This window comes from Mycobacterium sp. MS1601 (assembly GCF_001984215.1).
Lineage (GTDB): Bacteria > Actinomycetota > Actinomycetes > Mycobacteriales > Mycobacteriaceae > Mycobacterium.
Genome location: NZ_CP019420.1, coordinates 5,379,964 through 5,401,229 on the forward strand (window position 1 = coordinate 5,379,964; position 21,266 = coordinate 5,401,229).

The window sequence follows — 21,266 nt, forward strand, 5'->3', positions numbered from 1 at the left end:
CTGCGACCCATGACGATCGATCGGGCCGCGGCGGCGGTCGGAACCATCCGCCTGGCGTCGGGAGTTTCGTTTCTCGTTGATCCGTTGCGCGCCAACCGCATCTGGGGTGAACCAGACGATCCGGGCCCGTCGGCGAGGTTGCTGCTTCGGTCGATGGGGTACCGCGATGCGCTGGTGGGCGGGCTACTCCTTGCGGCGGCGGTACGCGGCCGTGACACCCGCGGGTGGTTCCTCGCGTCCGGCGGTGCCGATGCCGCTGATCTGCTGGGTGGTATGAGCGTGCATGACGACCTCAAGCGGGGCCAGCAGATCATCGGCCTCGGCGGTGCGGTGGTGGGTATCGGAGTGGGGCTGTGGGGCGCGTTGCGGCGCCGGGTGCCAAGCGTGCCAACCACGCGGTAGGTCTACTAGGCGTTGTAGTAGCGCCGGAGTAGTGTGCCGGCTGTGAGCATGTCGGCGGGTGCCCTGCGCGGTGTGCTCGTCGGTGTGTGCTCGGCTTTGGTGACCGGTGCTGCCCATGCCGCCGGCGGTGGCAGCGTCTCCGGGGCGACGCTGGTGGTGCTTGCCCTGTTGTGCGGCACCGTCGGCGCAGGGACCAGCGCCGTCCGTGCTGAAGGTCCGATGGTCGGGATTCTGATTCCGGCCATAGCGCTGGGTGCGGCCCAGGTCATGGGGCACGTGGTATTGACTCTGGCCGCACATCACACCGGACACGCCGGCGCCACCACCGCGGCCATGCTGGTGGCGCACCTGGTCGGCACGGTGGCGCTGGCGGCATTGATCGGCATCGTCGAGTTCCTCTATCGCAGCGCCGGTTCGGTGTTGTGTTGGTTGCGCCCGGTTGCCATTCACCGGGGACGACCCCGTGCCGCGGCTTTCAGGGCCCGCGCGGTGATTGTGGCGCGGCCGGTGTTGCTGCGTTCGGGGACCGGGATGCGCGCCCCACCGCTGCGCCACGCCGTTTCTCACTGACTCCGCACCACATTCGGTGCGGCACACCATGTCCGGACCGTGCTGAGGTCCGTCCCTTCCGCATGCCGGCGTGCTGACCAGTGCGCCGATCTCACGAAAGTTCCTGAAAATGTTGAAAACAACCAGAATTGCGGTCATGATGGCCGCCGTCCCGCTCTTGGCCGCATGTTCTGCGGCGACCGAACAGCAGGAGCCGGCAGCGCATGCCGTCGCCGTGGGTGACGCCTGGGTCAAAGCTGCCGACCACGGCATGACTGCGGCATTTGGCGTGCTGTCCAATGGCAGTGGGCACGACGTCCGCATCGTGTCGGCGTCCACCCCGGTAGCGGCGATGGTCGAATTGCATGAAGTTGTCGGCGACGGCGGCGCGATGACCATGCGACAGAAGGCAGGCGGTTTCGTGATACCGGCCGGAGCCGACGTCGAGCTGGAGCCCGGCGGTGACCACTTCATGCTGATGGATCTCACCGAAACGCTTGTTCCGGGCACGGATGTGCAGATCGTCGCGACGTTCGACGACGGCTCGACACTGCCGATCACGGCTCAGGTCCGGGATTTCCCGGGTGCCGACGAACACTACGTTCCGGGCGCACATGGCTGAGCGACACACTGGTTTCAGCAGACGCAGTGTGCTGGGCGCCGGGGCGGTGGCCGCTGGTGTGGCGGGTGTCGGTCTGGTGGCCACGGCGGGTGCACGCTCTGACCGCGAGAGCACGTCACCGGCCAGGGAAGCGTTCTTCGGCGCCCATCAGGCCGGGGTCGGCACCCCGCCGCAGGCCTACGCGGCGTTGATCGCGCTGGATCTGCGGCCGGAGTACGCCACCCGCGCGGGTCTGACGTCGGTGATGAAGCTGTGGAGTACGGATGCCGCCCGCTTGACCCAGGGACTGCCCGCGTTGGCTGACACCGAACCCGAACTGGCGTCACCACCGGCCCGGCTGACCGTCACCGTGGGCTACGGGCCCGAACTGTTCACCGTCGCCGGGCTGGCATCACACCGCCCGCCGACCCTGATGCCGCTGCCGCGGTTCAGTGTCGACCGCCTCGAAGCACGTTGGAGTGGAGGCCAACTGCTGCTGCAGATCTGTGCCGATAGCCTGATGGCGGTCAGCCATGCCAGCCGCGTGCTGACCAAGAACGTGCGGTCTATGACCACGCTGCGGTGGATCCAGCGCGGATTCCGTAACCCACCCAACTCGTCAGCGCCGGGGGCGTCGATGCGCAATCTGATGGGCCAGGTGGACGGCACGGTCAACCTGAACACCCCCGCGCAACTCGACTCACTGGTGTGGGATACAGGAGAGGATCAGCCGTGGTTCGCCGGCGGCACCATCTTGGTGGCTCGCCGGATCCGGGCCGAGATGGACAGCTGGGACGAGTTGGATCGCACCTCCAAGGAGCTGACCGTGGGCCGCCGCCTTGACACCGGAGCCCCACTGACCGGTGCATTCGAAGCCGACGAACCGGACTTCGAGGCACAGGTTAACGGCATCTCGGTGATTCCGGAGAACGCCCACATCGCGCTGGCGCACCACCGCACCGAGGCCGAGCAGTTCCTGCGTCGCCCGTACAACTACGACGACGTCCCCGCGGCCGGCCAGACCAGTGACAGTGGTCTGTTGTTCCTTGCCTACCAACGGGATCCAGCTACCCAGTTCGTCCCGGTCCAGCAGCGACTGTCGGACTTCGACGCACTGAACCCGTGGATCACCCCCGTCGGTTCGGCGGTGTTCGCGATCCTGCCCGGTATCAGCGACGGCGGTTTCCTCGGCGAACAGCTGCTCGGATGATCAGTAGGCGCAGGCGTCGAATGTCGCCCGGTCTGGTGGCATTGGTGGTCTGAAGTGACTGAGTGTCACTCTGTGGCGGGATCGATGCTGCATTTGCGCCACAGAGTGACACTCGGTCACCGCGGGGGCGGTGCGGGTCGGCGGGTACTGGCAGACGCATGTGTTTACCCTGATGGCGATTCACCTCTGCGCGCTCAGGTATCGAGTTGGGTGACCAGTTCCTCGATGCCGGCGATGACGTGGGCGGCAACGGGCTGATCTTCCTCGAGTGACTCGACGACGCCCACCGGCAGGGCGGCGGCCAGAGCGGCGTCCTCAACGGTCAGATTGGCGCGTCGGCGCACGGTATAGAGGCGTCTGCCGAGCGGGGTGTCCGGCGCCTCGGCAGCACGTGCCATCACCGCGTCATATCGGCGCCGCGCCGAGTGCAACGACAAGGGCCGGTGAACCCGGGGCGTTGCGCGCGGCGTCGGCGGCGACCCGCTCGAGATTGCGTAGGCCGACCAGGATGGCCGCGACCTTGTCGCCGAAGTCCGGTGATGATTCGTCGGGCAGGTCGGCGATACCGGCGTCGACCCCGCCGAGGGCCAGTTGGATGGTCTGGGCCAGCAGAGCCGGAGGCACCGACGTCGAGACGCTGGTGGTGGTGCTGTCGGTGCCATTGCCCGTCGGCGGCGACCCGTCGCCTTCGCGGATGCCGGCGATAGCACCCTGCGGCCACTGCAGCACTTGCTCGAGTCAGGTCCTCGTACTCTCGTGCGGCCAGCCACGTCCCTTCTCGAATGAGATGAGGGCGCCGGCATTGATGATCCTGTCGCGAGCCAACCCGCGTTGGGTGAGCTCGAGTTCGCGGCGCCGGGCCGCCACCGCTGCTCCGGCTCCGGCGATATCCGGATCGGCGGGGTCATCGGTGATCTCGTCGGGCTGGTCTGCGTGGGCGTAGGTGAACCGCACGGTCAGCCCGTCTGGACGACCCAGTTGAACCGCCAAACCGTCTGTCACCACCACGGATTCGTGTCGCTCAGTGTCGATGTACATTCCGTTGGCGCTGCAGTCCACCATGATCCAGCGATTGTCCTCGGCGCGTAGCCGGACGTGGGTGCGTGACAGCCATGAGTGGTCGAGCCGGATGGCCGAGGCTGGGCCGCGGCCGATGGTCACCTCGCCACCGCACTCATTTTAACGAGGGAATTCGAAGCGCCGGTACGCATTTTTGGAGTCGTCGCGTCGTAGTCACTCGGGGTGGTTGTGGTGAGGATGCGTGGTCCGCTCTCGGTGATGGCGATGGTGTGTTCGGTATGTGCGGTCATGGACCCGTCTGCCGAACGCAGTGTCCAGCCGTCGGGGTCGACAGTCAGCTGCCTGGAACCGCGCGACCACCACGGCTCCAGCGCCAGGGTCATGCCTGCCTTCAGTTTCATCCCGCGGCCACGCTTGCCCAGGTTCGGGATGTGGGGATCCTCGTGCATGGTCCGGCCGAGGCCGTGGCCGCCGAAGTCGGTGTTCACCTTGTAGCCGTCGCGAATGGCGACCGCGCCGATGGCTGCCGAGATGTCACCGAGGTGGCCGCCTGGCACGGCGGCGGCAATGCCCGCGGCCAGCGCCTGGCGGGTGGACTCGATGAGCGCGTGGTCGGCATCGGCGACGTCACCGACGGCCACGGTGATCGCGGCGTCAGCCACCCAGCCGTCTATCGAGACGGCGAAGTCCAACGTCAGAACGTCGCCGTCGCGCAGAACGTAATCCCACGGAAGCCCGTGCAGGACAGCATCATTGACCGACAGGCAGATGACGTTGCGGAACGGGCCGCTGCCGAAGGACGGCGCGTAGTCCCAGTAGCAGGAGACTGCGCCGCGGTCGGCGACCAGTTTGCGGGCGTGGTGCTCCAGGTCGAGGAGATTCACGCCGGGTTCGGCTCGGTCGGCAAGGGTGTTGAGGGTCTGCGCGACGAACGCGCCGGTGACGGCCATCTTGTCGATTTCTGCGGCCGTCTTGAGTTCGATCATGCTCGGTTGCTCCGTCGATTGGTATTTTTATACCGTGCCGACGGTACCAGGTGCGGTATTTCAATACCGGTATGCTGTGCCGCATGGTCCGCGTCCCGCTCAGTGCCGAACAGATCCGTGCCGGGCAACGTCTCGGTGCCCTGATCAGGACGGCGCGCGCCGGACGAGCCCCCGAAGCCATCGCCCGCACTGCCGGGATCTCACCGGAAACGCTGCGCAAGATCGAAGTCGGCCGGCTGCCCAGCCCGAGTTTCGGGACCGTGGTGGGTCTCTGCGAGGCGCTGGGCTTACCGCTCGACAAGGCCGTTGAGGTCTGGCGCGACGACGATCTGTCTCGTGAGGACGAACGCCAGATCGCGATCTGAGCCCTCGAAGACTGCCCGGACGGCCGGGGCCGGGTGGCCAACCCGCAATGCAGTGTCGGAGGAGCTAGCCGTCGTTGGAAGGTTTCAGACCCACGGCGTGGCGCAGCTGTGCCAGGAACTCGGCGTCGTCGTCGCTGCGCACGATGTAATGGCACACCGCCACCCGCGTGGCGGTGGCCGCCGCCACCGCGGCGCGCGAGGCCGGGAGCAGCAACTCCAGCCGCGCCCGCATGATCGGGATGACGTAGGCCATGCGTTTGATGACGTGGCCGGGTTCGATGTCGATCATCCGGACACCTGAGTACGACTGTTGGTACTCGACGATGAACCGCAGCGCCGCGTCCAGCCGTTCGCTGCCCCGCAACCCGGCGGTGGCCTTGGCCATCCCGCGGTCGAACAGGTCGCGCTCCCAGAGGCCGAACGCATCGAGAAGTTCTTCTTTGGACGCGAACCACCGGTAGAGCGTGGGCCGCGACACCCCGGCCTGAAGGGCGACCTCCGACAGGCTCAACTTGGACATGCCGTTGCGGGCGAGCACCTCCGCGGTGGCCGCGAGGATGCGATCACTGGTGGTGAGGTCCGCGTCGGGGTCCGAGGACGAGAGCTCCTGCTGTCGTGGTGCCACACAGAAATCCTAGTCTTGCTCGGCGTCGGCGCCCGGATTCACCGGGCGGACTACGCCCGTCCGACGGTGATGCCGATCATGAGTCGAGCTTTACGAATGTGCTCGAAGTTGTCAGGCGACTACTGTGGTTGGCCCGGCCGGCGACCGTGCGGCGATTCGCTGAAGCCGCCGACACAGGTCTCTACTGCCGGTGGGAGGGGCGCGCCCGCTACCTTCTGGGATAACCTAGCTGCAGTGCAACAGAGGTCCTTGCCGGGTTCAGAATGAAGCCTTGCGAGCCATACGCGCTCCGGCAGACCGGTGCAGTGCGAACAGTGAGGTGAATCTTGTCCGATCAGCCAAAGCTCGTCAACGAGTCCACCGGCCCGGTGACATGCGTCATCGGTGAGGAGTGGGTCGGCCGGGTTGCCGTGCTGTCCGTCTCCGGTGTTGTTGACATGCTGACAGCTCCTCAGCTCGAGGAAGCCATCAACGTTTCACTGAGCAAGACTCCCGCCGCTCTGGTCGTTGATCTCACCGATGTGGAGTTCCTGGCGTCGGCCGGCATGGGTGTTCTGGTAGGTGCCCATGACCAGTTGCCCGCGGACGTGAAGTTCGGCGTGGTGGCCGACGGTCCAGTGACCAGCAGGCCGCTGAAACTCGTCGGAATCGCCGACATCGTGGACCTGTTTCAGACACGTGACGAAGCCCTCGCCAAATTGGATGCGTGAGGACCGCCGTAAGTGGGTAGCCCGAACCTGCCATGACGAAGACCCACGACTCCGCAGCATCTGAATCGGACGTTTTCGAGCGTGCAGATGTGGTGGCCGATGCGGTCAATGTGGTCACGCTGCGCGAAGAGTTGGAGCATTGGCTCAGACACCGTTTTGAGCTCGACAGCCTGCGCCTCAACGATGTGGTTCTAGCTGTCAACGAGGCACTGGCAAACGTAGCGGAGTTCGCTTACCGGCATTGCGATCAGACGGGTACCGTCGACATCCGCGCCGAGTACGAACGGGCCACGTCCATTCTGACCATCACGGTCACCGACTACGGCAGTTGGCGCGATTCCAGCGAACGTGAACCCAGGCGGACGAGGGGTCGCGGCATTCCCCTGATGGAAGCGCTGTCCGACGAAGTGGGTATCGACGCGGGCGCGCAGGGCACCACCGTGTGCATGCGGTTCGGGAACATCTCGCTGAGCGCATCGCGCAACGGCGACGAAGTGGCCACTGCCTGAAAGTTTGGGTGACGGTGCCGGCGTGCGCCTCTCGGCAAGCGGTCGCTCGTGGCGACGAAGGGGTGGTACCCGGGGCATGCCCGGCACCGTCAGCACTCACAACGGCCTCACGCGGTGCAGAATTCCCCCATGACGGACATCACATATCCGACGCCTGCCGGCCCGCTGCGTGCCTACCAGTCCCGCCCGGAGGGCGAGGGGCCGTGGCCGGGGGTGGTCGTCATCCACGACGTCTTCGGGCTGACCGCCGACGTCAAACGCAGTTGTGAGCGGTTGTCGGCCGCCGGCTATCTGACGCTGGCGCCCGCGCTCTACGGACGGGGCAATCGGGTGGGCTGCGTGGTGCGCACCATGCGCGCGCTGAGCAGTGGCGCCGGTGATGCCATCGGCGACTTGGTGGCAGCACGTGATGTGCTGGCGGGAGATCCGTCCTGCACCGGCAAGGTGGGTGTCGTCGGTTTCTGCATGGGCGGTGGGTTCAGCCTGCAGCTGGCCCCGCGCCGAGTGTTCGACGTCGCCGCTCCCAATTACGGACAGTGGCCCAAAGATACTGCAGCGCTGGCTAATTCGTGTCCGACAGTAGCCAGCTATGGCGCCAAGGATCCGACGCTGAGGGGTGCGGCTGCCAAACTGGAACGCATCCTGACCGACGCCGAGGTGCCACACGACGTCAAGGAGTACCCCCACGTCGGGCACTCGTTCATGAACGACTGGGGGACACCGCCCGCCCTGCAGTTCGTCACGAGGATGGCGGGGTTCTTCTACTCCGAACCGGAAGCTGAAGACGCCTGGACTCGGATCCTGACGTTCTTCGACCAGCACCTGTCGCAGTCGTAGTACAGGTCGGTGAGACGCCGGGAACACCACACCGGTGATGGTGAAGCATGCAGGCGTAGCGTTAGACCCGCGTCGAGGGGGTATCGCTCCCGGGGTCTGAGACAGGCAGTCGTAGAGGAAGAGGTCACGAGTATGAGTACTGTTCCGGCTATCACGCTGAACGACGGCACCACGATCCCGCAGCTGGGTTTCGGTGTCTTTCAGGTGCCCCCGGAGGACACCGCGGCGGTGGTGCAGTCCGCGCTGGGAGTCGGCTACCGCCACTTCGACACCGCCGAGATGTACGGCAACGAAAAGGGCGTCGGTGAGGGTATCCGCGCAGCCGGACTGGACCGCGGGGACGTCTACATCACCAGCAAGCTCAACAACGGATTCCACCGGCCCGATGACGCCCGCCGCGCGTTCGACGACACTCTGGCCGCGCTGGGTTATGAGTATGTGGATCTGTTCCTGATCCACTGGCCCTTGCCCACCCAGTACGACGGCGACTTCGTCTCGACCTGGAATGTGTTGGAGGAGTTCGCCCGCGACGGCCGTGCCCGCAGCATCGGTGTCTCGAACTTCCAGCCCGCGCACCTGGACAAGCTGGCGGCAGGTTCGTCAACCGTGCCTGCGGTCAATCAGATCGAAGTCCACCCGTACCTGACCAACGACGAGGTGCGCGCCTACGGCCAGCAGCACGGCATCGTCACCGAGGCGTGGTCGCCGATCGCGCAGGGCAAGGTGCTCGACGACGCCGTGATCACCGCGATCGCCGACGCCACGGGCAAGACCCCGGCGCAGGTGGTGCTGCGCTGGCACATCCAGCGTGGTGACGTGGTGTTCCCCAAGTCGGTGACGCCGAAGCGGATGCAGGAGAACTTCGACATCTTCGACTTCGAACTCGACGGCGACCAGATGGCCGCGATCTCGGGGCTGGACCAGGGCGAGGCCGGGCGGACCGGGCCCAACCCGGACACTTTCGACTACATCCCCGCCTGAGATTTGTGGTGCATCAGCACTATTCGTGAATCGTCAGCGGTCCGGCGGTGCCCCGCAGCGCCCGGCCGCTGACGACGCACCTTCCGCACGTTTTGCCCGCAACGGCTACTTCTGATCGGCGCGCTTCCAGAATTCGGAGTGAATACGGCGGCACCCGTCGGCTCGCAACGATTCGGAACCGTCGAACTCGTCGCGGACCTGCGCCGCGCCGGTGAAGTCCTGGCGGGCGGTGTAGTCGTTACGCACCACCACGGTGGCCACACCGGCACTCCTGGCGGCCCGCAGACCCACAGCGGAATCCTCGATCGCCAGTGCGCTGCGCGGTGTCAGCGCCATCTCCTGCAGTGCTCGTAGGTACGCTTCGCCGTCGGGTTTGAGCCGCTGCACGTCATCGCCGGTGATCGTCACCTGTATCGGCACCCCGGGCAGCAGGTGCTCGAGTAGCGGTTGCACCCAGGCCCGGCGGCCGGTGGTCACCACCCCGATCCTGATGCCCCCGTGCGTCAGGTCGTCGACGAGCTGACGCACGCCTGGACGGGGGGTGATCGTCCCGTCGAGAATGGCGTCGCGGAACAGGGCGGTCTTGGTCAGATGGATGTCGGCGGCCAGGCGCTCAGCGGTACGGTAGCCGCGCCGGGACAGGTCGTGGGCGATGCGTCTGCGCCCACCGGTGATCGCCAGCAGGCGGCCGTAATGTTGAGGTGTCCACACGACGTCGAGACCGTGTTCGGCAAACGCGGCGTTGAAGGCGGGCCGGTGCCCGTCGCGTTCGGTGTCGGCGAGAGTGCCGTCGACGTCGAAGAGGACTGCTTCGAGCGTCACGTCTTTCACCGCCGGCACTGGAGCAGGTGGAACCACAGCAGCATCTGCGTGACCGCCAACGGAGTGCTGTGGGCGCCGGAACCCAAGCGGCCCAGACTATCCGGCATGTCACTGCCTTCTCCGGTGAGCTCGTGCCACAGCACTTTCTCCAATCGACGACGCTCTTCTGCGGCGGCATAGCCATGCACATGCACGCTGTCGACGGGACGGCCGTTGCCATCATGGGCCAGTCGCATGTGCATGGCCCTGGCAGCCCCCGGAGGCAGCAGTTCGACCAGGTCGGGCTGCGTGATGGTGGGCCGCAGCAGCAACGCGGCGGACAGGGGCGTGCCAGGCGGGTCATGTCGGCCGGCTATCGGGGCGAACCGCACCACCACGTCGGCCAGCGGTTGCTGAGGGTGGACATGGGCCACCGCATCCTCGGTGCGCTCAGCCAGTTCAGCCAGCACCTGATCGGTGGTATAGCCGCGAGTTGTGGTGTCGCGCTGTATCTTCCACTGCCGGCGCACCTCCTCATCGGGATCGAGGTACACCGCGATGTCGAAACAGGCCCGGGCCAGACTGTTGTGCAGGGACAGTAGTCCCTCGACGATGACGAACTCGCGCGGTTCGATCAGCTGTGGCCGCAGCAGCAATCCGCTGCGGTGGTCGTAGACAGGTTTGAGGATCGGCTGCCCGGTCGCCAGCAGTTGCAGGTGCTGGGCCAAGATCTCCAGATAGTTGGAGTCGGGGTGCAGTGGCGTCTGGTGTCTGCTCACCCGTTCCGAGCGGTCGAACCGGTGGTAGTCATCGGTCGAGATCGACACACACCGTTGCGGTCCCAACGCGGCGACCAACCCGCCCGCCACCGTGCTCTTGCCGGAGGCGCTGTCTCCGGCGATGGCCAGCAGCACGGGCCGCCGTTTTGCGGACCGTCCGATGTTGCGGATGCGAATCAGTCTGTCGGCCATGGCGAACCGCCCGGCTCGGTCAGGCCCGGCCGAGGCTGCGCAGGGCGGCGTCCACCACCGCCGCAGTGGTCAGGCCCAGCGCGGCGGCGACGTCGGGGCCGGGTCCGCTCTCGCCGAACCGGCAGATCCCGATGCTGGTGCCACGGGAGCCCGCCAGCGCCCGCCACCCGACGGTGACTCCCGCCTCGACACAGACCATCGGCACGCTCGGCAGTTCGTGGTCGCCGTCGCGCAGTGCCCGATCGAGGCGTTCGCGCCACATCACCGACATCACGGCTGCGGGCACACCGAGTGTTTCGAGTTCGTCGGCGGCCGCCAACGCCAGTGCCACTTCGGATCCGCTGGCCGCCAACACCACCTCCGGGGGGTGGGACGGCTCATGCACCGTGCGCCCACCGATTCTGCGGATGTCGTCCAACCCGACGGTGGCGAGGGCGGGCAGGTCCTGGCGGGACAGCACCAGTGCGGTGGGACCGTCGAGGTTGTCGACCGCGAGCTGCCAGGCGGTGGCCGTCTCGGCGGCATCAGCGGGACGAAGCACCGTCAGGCCGGGGATCAACCGCAATGATTCCAGCTGTTCGATCGGCTGGTGGGTGGGACCGTCCTCGCCGACGTGCACCGAGTCGTGGGTGAACACATAGATCACCGGCAGTCTCATCAATGCCGACAGCCGCAGGGCCGGTCGTAGGTAGTCGGCGAACACCAGGAAGGTGCTACCGAACGGTCGCAGGCCGCCGTGCAGGGCCAGCCCGTTCATCACCGCGGCCATGGCATGTTCTCGAATGCCGAAATGTATTGTCCTACCATCGAAGTCGCCGGGTCCGATATCGCCTCCGGGGATGGCGGTGTTGGTCGAGGCCGCCAGGTCAGCCGAACCGCCGACAAGGCCCGGGTAATCGGGTGCCAACGCGGCCAACACCGCACCGGAGGCCTTGCGGGTGGCCATCTGCGGAGTGCGGGCCAGTTCCGTGGCCAAAGCGGAGAGGGAATCCGGATGCTCGAAGGCCGGCACACCATCGAGTGGGAAGTCGGCGGACAGGGCAGTGTGGTCGGCCTGCCAACGGGCATGCGCCTGCGACCACCGGCGGTGTGCCTCGGCTCCGCGGGTGGCCACCAGGGCGGCAGCGGCACCGACGGCGACCGGCACGTGGAAATCCAGATTCGGCCAGTCCAGCCGGCGGCGCATCTGATCGAGCACCTGTTCACCCAGGGGACTGCCGTGTGCTTTGGGGGTGCCCTCGACGCCGGGGGCGCCGAACCCGATGGTGGTCTGTACGCGCACGAAGGTGGGGCGTCCGTCTGGGGCGGCGGCGGCGCTGAAGGCGGCATCGAGTGCGGCGACGTCGTTGCCGTCACCAACGGTGAGAACTCGCCAGCCGTACGCGGCGAACCGGGCTTCGGCGTCGTCGTTGCAGCTGCGGCTGGCGGGCCCGTCGATGGTGATGTTGTTGTCATCGAAGATCACGATCAGCCGGTCCAGGCCGAGACGCCCGGCCAGCGAAGCGGCCTCGTGGCTGATGCCTTCCATCAGGTCACCGTCACCGGCCAGCACCCAGGTGCGGTGGTCCACCACGGTGTGCCCGTCGACATTGCACCGTGCCGCCAACATCCGTTCCCCCAGCGCAATTCCCACGGCATTGGCGATGCCCTGGCCCAGGGGCCCGGTGGTGGTCTCCACACCCGGGGTGTGGCCGTACTCAGGATGGCCCGGTGTCTGCGAGCCCAGCTGGCGGAAGCGGCGCAGCTCGTGCAGCGGCAGGTTGTAGCCGAAGACGTGCAGCAGCGCGTAGAGCAACATCGAGCCGTGGCCGGCCGACAGGATGAACCGGTCACGGTCGGGCCACTGCGGGTCGGCCGGGTCGTGACGTAGGTGCCGTGACCACAACGTCCACGCAATGGCGCTGGTGCCCAGCGGCAGGCCGGGATGTCCACTGTTGGCCGCCTGCACGGCATCGGCTGCCAGGAACCGCAGGGTGTTGATGGCCAGCTGATCCAGTTCGTCGGTACGCGAAGCGATCTCGCTGCGCGCCTCGGGTGCGGTGGTCACTGCAGAACCAGCCTTTCACTCGCGGCGGTGCGCAACGCGGTGGTGCGCTCGGCCATGGTGTTGTCGCCGGTGAACAACGCCGAGCCGGCGCAGAACACCGTGGCCCCGGCATCCGCGGCGCCGGCAATGGTGCCCAGTGTTATGCCGCCATCGACCTCCACTTCGATATCCAGTCCACGGCAGTCGATTTCAGCTCGGGCGGCGGCGATCTTGGACTCCATGGTCGGCAGATACCGTTGCCCACCGAAGCCGGGATTGACGGTCATCACCAGCAGTAGGTCGGTGAGGTCGAGCACCGACTCGACGGCACTGAGCGGGGTGGCCGGGTTGAGTGCGACTCCGGTGCGGGCACCGAGATCCCGGATACGTCCCAGCGTGCGGTGCAGGTGTCGACACGCTTCGGCGTGCACGATCACGATCGCGCAGCCCGCTTCCACCCAGCGGCCCAGCATCGGATCGGGGTCCTCGACCATCAGGTGGGCTTCGAAACCGATGTCCACCAGACCCCGGGTCGCGGCAATGACGTCTGGACCGAACGTCATGTTCGGGACGAACCTGCCGTCCATCACATCCCACTGGATTCTGTCGATGCCTGCCGCTTGGATCGCGCGCACGTCGCGGCCCAGGTCGGCGAAGTTGGCCGGCAGCACCGAGGCCACCAGCTTCGGAGTCGAAGGCGTCATGGGCGAAGAGTAGGAAGCGTGCACCCGGGCACCAATCCCCTTGCCGGGGGATTAAAAGGGTGGTCGACAAATACCGGCACAGAAATTGCGTGACGTCCTTTCCCGGCGCCATTATCGTGATCGCATGACGGCGGCTGTCTCGACAATTCCAGTGCGGGTGGTTCTAGTCGATGACCACGAAATGGTGATCGAGGGACTCAAAGCGATGCTCGCGGCCTTCAAAAATCGCGTGCGCGTCGTGGGAGAGACTGTCGGTGCCGAAGATGCGCTGCGCGTCATCGACAGTCTGAAACCCGACATCGTGCTGTGCGACGTCCGGATGCAGGGCGCCAGCGGGCTGGATTTGTGCCGGGCCATCCGGGAACGCGACCCGCAACGCAAGGTCATCCTGTTGTCGGTCTACGACGATGAGCAATATCTCTTCCAGGCACTGCGGGTTGGTGCGTCGGGATATCTGCTCAAGGGCATCAGCAGCGACGAGCTGGTGCGGCAGCTGGAGTACGTGCACGCCGGATCCACCGCCATCGACGCGGGTCTGGCTGCGCGGGCCGTGGACACCGCGGCCCGCCTGCAGCGCGACGAGTTCTGGCCGGGCGCCCGCCACGGCCTGACCCAGCGAGAGAGCGAGATCCTGTCGTTCGTCGTCACCGGGCTGTCCAACCGCGGCATTGCCGGTCGCTTGGTGATCGGGGACGAGACGGTCAAGAGCCATCTGCGGTCCATCTACCGCAAGCTCGGGGTCAGCGACCGCACCGCGGCTGTCGCCACCGCGCTGCGCGAGGGGATCTACCAGTGACGGTCTCCGGGGACCTGGGGGCAGATGCCGTCCACGGTCTCGTCGACGCCGACCGGGAGGTGGCGCTGCTTGTCGACATCGTGGCAGCCACCTCCAGTGGTCCTGGTGTCGAACCGCTGGCGGCCGCCGCGGCCAGGTTGATCACCACAGCCACCGCTTCGGACGTGTGTTTTGTGCACGTTCTCGACGACACCGACCGGTCGTTGACGCTGGCCGGCGCCACCCCGCCGTTCGACCGTGAGGTCGGCAAGGTCCGACTGCCGCTGGGGTCGGGTATCTCCGGATGGGTGGCCAGCCACCGTGAGCCGGTGACCATCACCGACCACAAAGAGGACGACCCGCGGTATGTGTCCATCGAGGCGCTGCGCGGTGCGGACTACACGTCCATGGCGTCGGTGCCGATCGAGACGGGGCCGGGCGGACTCGTGGGTGTGCTCAATGTGCACACTCTTGCACGTCGTGAATTCAGTGACCGCGACATCGACCTGCTGCGGGTGATCGGCAGGCTGATCGCCGGTGCGCTGCACCAGGCGCGGCTGCACCGCCAGCTCTCCGCCCGCGAACGCGCCCACGAGAACTTCGCCGAGCAGGTGATCGCAGCTCAGGAGGCCGAGCGGCGACGGCTGGCGGGCGACATCCACGACGGGATCTCACAGCGGCTGGTCAGCCTCACCTATCGGCTGGACGCGGCGGCCCGCGCGGTGGACGACCGGGCCACGGCAGAAGCTTGCGAGCAGTTGGAGAAAGCCCGTGACCTGGTAGATCTGACCCTGGCCGAAGCCCGGTCGGCGATCGGTGGGCTGCGCCCGCCGGTGCTCGACGATCTGGGGCTGGCCGGTGGGCTGGCCAGTCTGGCGTCGTCCATCCCGGAGATCGATCTGGACCTGGAGCTGGCTGATGAGCGGCTGCCCGAACACATCGAGGTGGCGCTCTACCGGATTGCGCAGGAGGGCTTGCAGAACGTGGTGAAGCACTCGCGGGCGTTGCGAGCTGCGGTGCGGTTCACGGTTGCCGACGGGACGGTGCGGCTGGAGGTGGCCGACGACGGCACCGGGTTCGACATGACCTCCGAGCGCGCCACCGCCGGGTACGGCATGTTGTCGATGACCGAACGTGCCGAGCTGGTGGGTGGCCGGCTGACGGTGCGATCACGGCCGGGTTCGGGCACCTCGGTCATGGTTTCGGTGCCGTTGAACTAGCTCGTCCCGCGAGCGCACGGGGCGCTCGCGGGACGGCGGGGGCGGAGAATCAGGCGGGTTGGAGTTCGCCTCGCAGGCGTACCGCGGCGGCGTTGGCGGCGACGTGACCGGCCAAGGCGTCCTGGCCTGCGGTCACCAGTGTCTCGTCGCCGTGCCAGGCTGCCAGCGCGGGAGACACCAGCGCGCGTCCGAACGAGAAGGTCAACGGCCATGGGGTCTGGTGTTGTTGCAGCGCGGCCAGATTGGCGGTGGCGCGGTCCGGGTCCTGGCCGCCGGACAGGAAGGCGACCCCGGCCAGGTCGGCAGGCCAGGCTCGCAGCACACCCACAGTGGCGGCGGCCACCTGTTCCGGTGTGGCAGGCGTCGGATGGTCCTCACCTTCGATCACCATGTTGGGCTTGAGCACGATGCCGGCCAGGTCGACGTTCAGGGCGCCGAGTTGCTGGCGCACTGCGGCGTGCACGGTGGCGGTGACCTCGGCGCAGCGGTCGATGCTGTGATCGCCGGTCATCAACACCTCGGGTTCGACGATCGGCACCAGGCCTGCCTCCTGGCAGGCCGCCGCGTACCGGGCCAGCGCGTTGGCGTTGCTGATGCAGGCGCCCCAGCTGGGCAGGGTGTCGGTGATGGTGAACACGGCCCGCCACTTGGCGAAGGCCGCGCCGGTGTCCGCGTAGTACGACAGGCGCGCAGGTAGGCCGTCAAGGCCTTCGGTGGCTGTTTCACCCGGTAGTCCGGCTGCGGGTTTGGCTCCGGTGTCCACCTTGATGCCGGGCAGGATGCCGAGTTCACGGACGGCCTGGGCGAACGGTCGACCGTCTTCGAAGACCTGGTTGAGGGTCTCGTCGCAGAAGATGATGCCCGACACCGAGTCGGACAGTCCGGGTGTGGTGCACAGCAGTTGGCGGTAGAAGCGGCGGCTGTCTGCCGTGGCCAGCACGCCCGCGCTCTGCAGGCGGGACGACATGGTGGCGATGCTTTCGTCGGCCGCCAGGATGCCCTTGCCCGGTGCGGTCATCGCGGCGGCGGTGGCTCGGCAGATGCTCTTGGTATCGGTCATGCGGCACACGCTAGGAGTGGCCCGCAGGCGGGTACCTCACCCAGAAGGTGGATCTGGTCGGGGAGCCGGTCAATACTTGAGTGATTACTTCAGATTCAGCGTCAAACTCTAGATAGACTGCTTCAGTGTCTGCTGGCAGTGTTCGCCGCATGGCAGATAGATGGAACGCGGGAGTCATCCCGTATGCGGAAATGGGTTATTGGCAGCCGGATTACGAGCCGAAGGACACCGATGTGCTGTGTGCCTTCCGGATCACTCCTCAGGACGGCGTGCCGCCGGAAGAGGCCGGCGCGGCGGTGGCGGGTGAATCCTCCACCGCGACATGGACGGTGGTGTGGACCGACCGCCTCACCACCTTCGAGCACTACCAGGCCAAGTGTTACCGCGTGGACGCGGTGCCGAACGCGCCAGGGCAGTGGATCGCGTGGATTGCCTACGACCTCGACCTGTTCGAGGAAGGCTCGATCGCGAACCTGACGAGCTCGATCATCGGCAACGTCTTCGGCTTCAAGCCGCTCAAGGCGCTGCGGCTGGAGGACATGCGGATTCCGACGCACTACGTCAAGACCTTCCAGGGCCCGGCGCACGGCATCGTGATGGAACGCGAGCACCTGGGCAAGTTCGGCAGGCCGCTGCTGGGTGCCACCACCAAACCCAAGCTCGGTCTCTCGGCACGCAACTACGGTCGCGTCGTCTACGAGGCGCTGCGCGGTGGCCTGGACTTCACCAAGGACGACGAGAACATCAACAGCCAGCCCTTCATGCGCTGGCGTGATCGCTTCCTGTTCTGCATGGAGGCGGTCAACCGGGCCCAGGCCGCCACCGGCGAGATCAAGGGGCACTATCTCAACGTCACCGCCGGAACCATGGAGGAGATGTACGAGCGTGCCGAGTTCGCGTCCGAACTCGGTTCGGTGATCGTGATGGTGGACCTCACCATCGGTTACACCGCGATCCAGTCGATGGCCGCGTGGGCCCGCAAGAACGGCGTCATCCTGCACCTGCACCGGGCCGGGCACGGCACCTACACCCGGCAGAAGACCCACGGAGTCAGCTTCCGCGTCATCTCCAAGTGGATGCGCCTGGCCGGCGTCGATCACATCCACGCGGGCACCGTCGTCGGCAAGCTCGAGGGGGACCCGAACACCACCGCGGGCTTCTACGACACCCTGCGCTGCAACAGCATCAAGGCCGATCCGGTGAAAGGCCTGTTCTTCGACCAGGAATGGGCCTCGATGCCCGGCGTCATGCCGGTGGCCTCCGGAGGCATCCATGCCGGGCAGATGCACCAGCTGATCCACTATCTCGGCGAGGACGTGGTGCTGCAGTTCGGCGGCGGCACCATCGGCCATCCGATGGGTATCGCCGCGGGCGCCGAGGCCAACCGTGTTGCGCTGGAGGCGATGATCAAGGCCCGCAACGAGGGCCGCGACTACTACAACGAGGGCCCCGACATCCTCAAGAAGGCCGCCTCGAGCAATCGCGCGCTGGACACCGCCCTGGCCACCTGGGGTGACATCACGTTCAACTACGAATCCACCGACACCCCGGACGTCGTTGCGACGCCCACCAGGAGCTGACCATGCGCATCACCCAGGGCACGTTCTCCTACCTGCCCGACTTCACCGACGACGAGATCACCAAGCAGATCGACTATGCGCTGTCCAACGGCTGGCCGCTGTCGGTCGAGTTCACCGACGACCCCCACCCGCGCAACATCTACTGGGAGATGTGGGGCCTGCCGATGTTCGACCTGCTGGATCCGGCGGGCGTGCTGCTGGAGGTGAACGCCTGTCGGGCCGCACATCCGGATCACTACATCCGGCTCAACGCCTACGACGCCAGCCTCGGTAGGCAGACCACCGCGCTGTCGTTCATCGTCAACCGACCAGCCACCGAGCCGGGCTTCCGGTTGGACCGGGCCGAGCGGGCCAACCGGCAGATCGGCTACACCACCCACGCGTATGCGACCGATCTGCCTTCGGGGCAGCGTTACGTGACCCCGTGACCCGCGCGGCCTTCGGGGTGCGGCCCCCCGAGCCCGAGGCCCGGCCCGAGCTCCTCCCGCCCGACGCCAGAGTGGATCTGGTGTTGATGCGGGAGGAGTCCGGCGTCGACGAGGTGCTCGAGACACTGGACCGGGAACTGATCGGGTTGGTGCCGGTCAAAACCCGGATCGCCGAGATCGCCGCGCTGCTGCTGGTGGACCGGATGCGGGCCCGGTTCGGCCTGACCGCGCCGCAACCGACTCTGCACATGTGCTTCACCGGCAACCCCGGCACGGGTAAGACCACGGTCGCCACCCGGATGGCCGATCTGCTGCACCGGCTCGGCTATCTGCGGCGCGGGCACCTGGTCAGTGTCACCCGGGACGACTTGGTGGGAGAGTACGTCGGGCACACCGCGCCCAAGACCAAGGATGTGATCAAGCGGGCGATGGGCGGAGTGCTGTTCATCGACGAGGCCTACTACCTCTACAAGGTCGAGAACGAACGTGACTACGGCGGTGAGGCCATCGAGATCCTGCTGCAGGTGATGGAGAACAATCGCGACGACCTGGTGGTGATCCTCGCCGGATACGCCGACAAGATGGACCAGTTCTTCTCCGCCAACCCGGGCATGCAGAGCCGCGTGGCCCACCACATCACGTTCCCCGACTACACCGCAGCCGAGCTGGAGGACATCGCCGCGTTGATGGTCGACGGATTGGGCTACCAGTTCTCCGACGACGCCCGTGTGGTCTTCGGTGAGTACCTGCGCCGACGCCGTGAACAGCCGTTTTTCGCCAACGCGCGCAGCGTCCGAAACGCAGTGGAACGGGCCCGGCTGCGTCATGCTCGGCGGCTGCTCGACGGCTCGGTGACGTCTGTCGGGGTGTCGGAATTGACGACCATCGAGGCCGAAGATCTACTGGCCAGCCGGGTGTTCGACAAGGAGGCGCAATGACGACGAACGCACGGCTGCGCGCCCTGGTGGAACTGGCCGACACAGGGTCGGTGCGAGGCGCCGCCGAACGGCTGGTGGTGACGGAGTCCTCGATCTCTTCGGCGCTGCGCGCGCTGAGCACCGAGATCGGTATCGCGCTGGTGGACCGGCACGGCCGCGGGGTCAAGCTGACCCCGGCCGGTGAACGGTACGTGGAATACGCCCGCTCGATCCTGGGCCTGCATGACGAGGCGATCCTGGCCGCCCGCGGGGAGGCCGACCCGGAGAACGGCTCGGTGCGGCTGGCGGCGGTGACGTCGGCGGGGGAGCTGCTGATCCCGGCCGCCCTGGCGACCTTCCGCGCCCAGCATCCCGGCGTGGTCCTGCATCTGGAGGTCGCGTCGCGGAATGCGGTGTGGCCCATGCTCGCCCGCCACGAGGTGGACCTGGTGGTGGCCGGTCGCCCGCCGGAGGAACTTCGCCGCAAGGTGCGGGTGCGTGCCACGCGGCCCAACGACTTGATCGTGGTCGGCACCCCCGATGTCGCGGCGCGGTTCGCGGTGGCGACCGCCACCTGGCTGCTGCGCGAACCGGGATCCGGCACCCGCTCGACGTTGTCCGCGCTGCTGGAGGAACTCGACGTGACGCCGCCACAGCTGGTGCTGGGCTCACATGGCGCGGTGGTCTCGGCGGCCATCGCCGGTCTGGGGGTGACGCTGGTGTCACGCCAGGCAGTCAGTCGGGAGCTGGAGTCCGGTGTCCTGCTCGAACTGCCGGTGCCGGGGACACCGCTGAACCGGCCCTGGCACGTGGTGAGCCAGCCGAGGCCCACGATGTCCACGGAACTGTTGATCGAGCACCTGCTCTCGCAGAAGTCCCTGGGTTGGCGCCAGGTGACACAGGTGCGTACCCGCGCTTCGTGACGTCAGCGGCGCAGTGTCTCCGACGGCGCCTCACCCCAGCGCTTGCGGTACTCGACAGCGAAGCTACCCAGATGGTGGAAACCCCAGCGCTCGGCCACGGCCGTCACCGTTACTCCGTCCGAGGGGATGGCGTCGGTCAGCTCTTCGTGCACCCGCTCGAGCCGGCGCTCCCGCACGTAGGTCATCGGCGTGATGCCCAGCTCCTCGCGAAACCCCTGCTGGATGGACCGCACACTCATGTGCACCGCTTTGGCGATGGCGGTCATGGTGATGCGTTCGGCGAGCCTGCTGTCGATGTAGTTCATGGCGTTCTGCACCACGGCGCGACGCTGATCGGGCTGCGGCGGCTGTAGGAACTCGTCGTGATAGTTCGACGGTTGCAGCTGCAGGAGGCTGCTCATCACCAGCTCCTCGACCGCCCCGATGCCCTGACCACGCTGGATCAGCGAGCCGGGATGAAACACCTCGGTGTGGATCAGCTGCACGGCGGTATGCCAGCGCATTGCCGCCTCGGTGGCCAGGTCGAATTCCGGGTCGAACTCCAGCGGCCGGTTCAAGCTGCGCCCCAGCAGGCGGGTCAGGTGCGCCGCCATGGCGCGTTCCTCGATTCGGATCAGCAGTTGTGGTGAGTCGTGGTCGAACTTGATCCGCAGCGGTACCCCGGGCGTGGTGACCAGCGCGCGCAGGGTGTTGGCTTCGAAGGTGCGGCCGCGGTGTTGGACCACGGCGCGGCCGTTCATCGGCATGTGCACCGCGAAGTACTGACCGAGGGCGGGAACGTCCATCGTGGCAGCTACGTGGAGATCCAAATACAGCATGCTGACGTTGCGCAGCCGGATGCCGTGCATGGTCGCAGCAAACCCTTCGGAGGCCTCGGGGGCGACGCTGAGGGTCAACGGGGCCAGTGCTTTGGCGATCAGTCGCGACGCTTCGCCGGGGTTCTCCGTGTAGAAGATCTCGTTGTTGGCCAACGCAGGCGGAACGCCACGTGAACGAACCTTGCGTCGTACCGGCTTGGTGGTACGACGGACGTCGATGTAGCCGAGACGGGTCAGTCTCGACATCG

General features: G+C 66.8%; 26 protein-coding genes. 15 read left to right on the top strand and 11 right to left on the bottom strand.

Annotated features, from left to right (window positions below; genetic code table 11):
* The first annotated feature begins 9 nt into the window (after nucleotides 1-9).
* The 4 genes from BVC93_RS25680 to BVC93_RS25695 all read left to right on the top strand — a co-directional run bounded on the left by BVC93_RS25680 (nucleotide 10) and on the right by BVC93_RS25695 (nucleotide 2,762).
* A complete protein-coding gene (locus tag BVC93_RS25680) occupies nucleotides 10-402 on the top strand; it encodes a DUF4267 domain-containing protein (RefSeq protein WP_083739903.1) in 393 nt (130 codons plus the stop codon).
* Nucleotides 403-444: 42 nt separating this feature from the next.
* On the top strand, nucleotides 445-972 hold the full coding sequence (locus BVC93_RS25685; protein WP_157517083.1) for a hypothetical protein: 528 nt from the start codon (nucleotides 445-447) through the stop codon (nucleotides 970-972).
* Nucleotides 973-1,108: 136 nt separating this feature from the next.
* A complete protein-coding gene (locus BVC93_RS25690; protein WP_157517084.1) occupies nucleotides 1,109-1,573 on the top strand; it encodes a copper chaperone PCu(A)C in 465 nt (154 codons plus the stop codon).
* Nucleotides 1,566-2,762: a Dyp-type peroxidase gene (locus tag BVC93_RS25695; RefSeq protein ID WP_083739905.1), complete on the top strand. Its 1,197-nt coding sequence runs from the start codon at nucleotides 1,566-1,568 to the stop codon at nucleotides 2,760-2,762. Before BVC93_RS25690 ends, BVC93_RS25695 begins: the two co-directional genes overlap by 8 nt.
* 194 nt (nucleotides 2,763-2,956) lie before the next feature.
* On the opposite strand, the gene BVC93_RS25700 is transcribed toward BVC93_RS25695, so the two are convergent.
* Genes BVC93_RS25700 through map form a run of 4 tightly spaced genes read right to left on the bottom strand, consistent with a single transcriptional unit; the run spans nucleotide 2,957 to nucleotide 4,768 of the window.
* Nucleotides 2,957-3,160 (bottom strand): hypothetical protein, encoded by a 204-nt coding sequence (locus tag BVC93_RS25700; RefSeq protein ID WP_083739906.1) that lies wholly within the window; start codon nucleotides 3,158-3,160, stop codon nucleotides 2,957-2,959.
* Between the two features lie 7 nt (nucleotides 3,161-3,167).
* Entirely contained in the window at nucleotides 3,168-3,491 is a 324-nt protein-coding gene (locus BVC93_RS25705; protein ID WP_083739907.1) for a hypothetical protein, read from the bottom strand.
* Nucleotides 3,492-3,500: 9 nt separating this feature from the next.
* Nucleotides 3,501-3,923 (bottom strand): FHA domain-containing protein, encoded by a 423-nt coding sequence (locus BVC93_RS25710; protein ID WP_083739908.1) that lies wholly within the window; start codon nucleotides 3,921-3,923, stop codon nucleotides 3,501-3,503.
* Nucleotides 3,920-4,768: a type I methionyl aminopeptidase gene (map, locus tag BVC93_RS25715; protein ID WP_083739909.1), complete on the bottom strand. Its 849-nt coding sequence runs from the start codon at nucleotides 4,766-4,768 to the stop codon at nucleotides 3,920-3,922. The genes BVC93_RS25710 and map overlap by 4 nt, the downstream gene beginning before the upstream one ends.
* 83 nt (nucleotides 4,769-4,851) lie before the next feature.
* On the opposite strand from map, the gene BVC93_RS25720 reads away from it, so the two are divergent.
* A complete protein-coding gene (locus tag BVC93_RS25720; RefSeq protein WP_083741336.1) occupies nucleotides 4,852-5,133 on the top strand; it encodes a helix-turn-helix domain-containing protein in 282 nt (93 codons plus the stop codon).
* 64 nt (nucleotides 5,134-5,197) lie between these two features.
* Here BVC93_RS25720 and BVC93_RS25725 read toward each other — a convergent pair whose 3' ends face one another.
* Nucleotides 5,198-5,758: a TetR/AcrR family transcriptional regulator gene (locus BVC93_RS25725; protein ID WP_442928977.1), complete on the bottom strand. Its 561-nt coding sequence runs from the start codon at nucleotides 5,756-5,758 to the stop codon at nucleotides 5,198-5,200.
* 326 nt (nucleotides 5,759-6,084) lie between these two features.
* Here BVC93_RS25725 and BVC93_RS25730 point away from each other — a divergent pair, with 326 nt between their 5' ends.
* From BVC93_RS25730 to BVC93_RS25745, 4 genes are all read left to right on the top strand, one after another.
* Nucleotides 6,085-6,468, top strand: a complete 384-nt coding sequence (locus BVC93_RS25730; RefSeq protein ID WP_083739910.1) for an STAS domain-containing protein — start codon at nucleotides 6,085-6,087, stop codon at nucleotides 6,466-6,468.
* Between the two features lie 32 nt (nucleotides 6,469-6,500).
* Nucleotides 6,501-6,977, top strand: a complete 477-nt coding sequence (locus BVC93_RS25735; RefSeq protein ID WP_083739911.1) for an ATP-binding protein — start codon at nucleotides 6,501-6,503, stop codon at nucleotides 6,975-6,977.
* A gap of 129 nt (nucleotides 6,978-7,106) precedes the next feature.
* Complete coding sequence (locus BVC93_RS25740) at nucleotides 7,107-7,814, top strand: dienelactone hydrolase family protein (RefSeq protein ID WP_083741338.1); 708 nt, start codon at nucleotides 7,107-7,109, stop codon at nucleotides 7,812-7,814.
* A gap of 132 nt (nucleotides 7,815-7,946) precedes the next feature.
* On the top strand, nucleotides 7,947-8,795 hold the full coding sequence (locus tag BVC93_RS25745) for an aldo/keto reductase (protein WP_083739912.1): 849 nt from the start codon (nucleotides 7,947-7,949) through the stop codon (nucleotides 8,793-8,795).
* A gap of 105 nt (nucleotides 8,796-8,900) precedes the next feature.
* On the opposite strand, the gene BVC93_RS25750 is transcribed toward BVC93_RS25745, so the two are convergent.
* From BVC93_RS25750 to rpe, 4 genes are read right to left on the bottom strand one after another with little or no spacing between them, the layout of a single operon-like run.
* The gene (locus BVC93_RS25750) at nucleotides 8,901-9,617 is read right to left on the bottom strand and encodes an HAD-IA family hydrolase (protein WP_083741339.1); all 717 of its coding nucleotides are present in this window, start codon (nucleotides 9,615-9,617) and stop codon (nucleotides 8,901-8,903) included.
* Nucleotides 9,618-9,622: 5 nt separating this feature from the next.
* Nucleotides 9,623-10,567 (bottom strand): phosphoribulokinase, encoded by a 945-nt coding sequence (locus BVC93_RS25755; RefSeq protein WP_083739913.1) that lies wholly within the window; start codon nucleotides 10,565-10,567, stop codon nucleotides 9,623-9,625.
* A gap of 19 nt (nucleotides 10,568-10,586) precedes the next feature.
* Entirely contained in the window at nucleotides 10,587-12,614 is a 2,028-nt protein-coding gene (tkt, locus tag BVC93_RS25760) for a transketolase (protein ID WP_083739914.1), read from the bottom strand.
* The gene (gene rpe / locus BVC93_RS25765; protein ID WP_083739915.1) at nucleotides 12,611-13,297 is read right to left on the bottom strand and encodes a ribulose-phosphate 3-epimerase; all 687 of its coding nucleotides are present in this window, start codon (nucleotides 13,295-13,297) and stop codon (nucleotides 12,611-12,613) included. The genes tkt and rpe overlap by 4 nt, the downstream gene beginning before the upstream one ends.
* 124 nt (nucleotides 13,298-13,421) lie before the next feature.
* On the opposite strand from rpe, the gene BVC93_RS25770 reads away from it, so the two are divergent.
* Both BVC93_RS25770 and BVC93_RS25775 read left to right on the top strand, forming a co-directional pair.
* Nucleotides 13,422-14,093, top strand: a complete 672-nt coding sequence (locus BVC93_RS25770) for a response regulator (RefSeq protein WP_083739916.1) — start codon at nucleotides 13,422-13,424, stop codon at nucleotides 14,091-14,093.
* Complete coding sequence (locus tag BVC93_RS25775; RefSeq protein ID WP_236950120.1) at nucleotides 14,090-15,292, top strand: GAF domain-containing sensor histidine kinase; 1,203 nt, start codon at nucleotides 14,090-14,092, stop codon at nucleotides 15,290-15,292. Before BVC93_RS25770 ends, BVC93_RS25775 begins: the two co-directional genes overlap by 4 nt.
* A gap of 49 nt (nucleotides 15,293-15,341) precedes the next feature.
* Here the strand turns inward: BVC93_RS25775 and BVC93_RS25780 are convergent, their stop codons facing one another.
* Nucleotides 15,342-16,352 carry a class I fructose-bisphosphate aldolase gene (locus BVC93_RS25780; RefSeq protein ID WP_083739917.1) on the bottom strand — a complete coding sequence of 337 codons (1,011 nt, stop codon included), beginning with the start codon at nucleotides 16,350-16,352 and terminating at the stop codon, nucleotides 15,342-15,344.
* 149 nt (nucleotides 16,353-16,501) lie between these two features.
* Between BVC93_RS25780 and BVC93_RS25785 the strand changes: the two genes are divergently transcribed.
* Genes BVC93_RS25785 through BVC93_RS25800 form a run of 4 tightly spaced genes read left to right on the top strand, consistent with a single transcriptional unit; the run spans nucleotide 16,502 to nucleotide 20,200 of the window.
* Entirely contained in the window at nucleotides 16,502-17,932 is a 1,431-nt protein-coding gene (locus BVC93_RS25785; protein WP_083739918.1) for a form I ribulose bisphosphate carboxylase large subunit, read from the top strand.
* 2 nt (nucleotides 17,933-17,934) lie between these two features.
* Entirely contained in the window at nucleotides 17,935-18,360 is a 426-nt protein-coding gene (locus BVC93_RS25790) for a ribulose bisphosphate carboxylase small subunit (RefSeq protein ID WP_083739919.1), read from the top strand.
* Complete coding sequence (cbbX, locus tag BVC93_RS25795) at nucleotides 18,357-19,298, top strand: CbbX protein (RefSeq protein ID WP_236950121.1); 942 nt, start codon at nucleotides 18,357-18,359, stop codon at nucleotides 19,296-19,298. Before BVC93_RS25790 ends, cbbX begins: the two co-directional genes overlap by 4 nt.
* Complete coding sequence (locus tag BVC93_RS25800; protein WP_083739920.1) at nucleotides 19,295-20,200, top strand: LysR family transcriptional regulator; 906 nt, start codon at nucleotides 19,295-19,297, stop codon at nucleotides 20,198-20,200. The genes cbbX and BVC93_RS25800 overlap by 4 nt, the downstream gene beginning before the upstream one ends.
* Nucleotides 20,201-20,202: 2 nt before the next feature.
* Here BVC93_RS25800 and BVC93_RS25805 read toward each other — a convergent pair whose 3' ends face one another.
* Nucleotides 20,203-21,264, bottom strand: a complete 1,062-nt coding sequence (locus tag BVC93_RS25805) for an AraC family transcriptional regulator (RefSeq protein ID WP_083739921.1) — start codon at nucleotides 21,262-21,264, stop codon at nucleotides 20,203-20,205.
* Nucleotides 21,265-21,266: the final 2 nt, after the last annotated feature.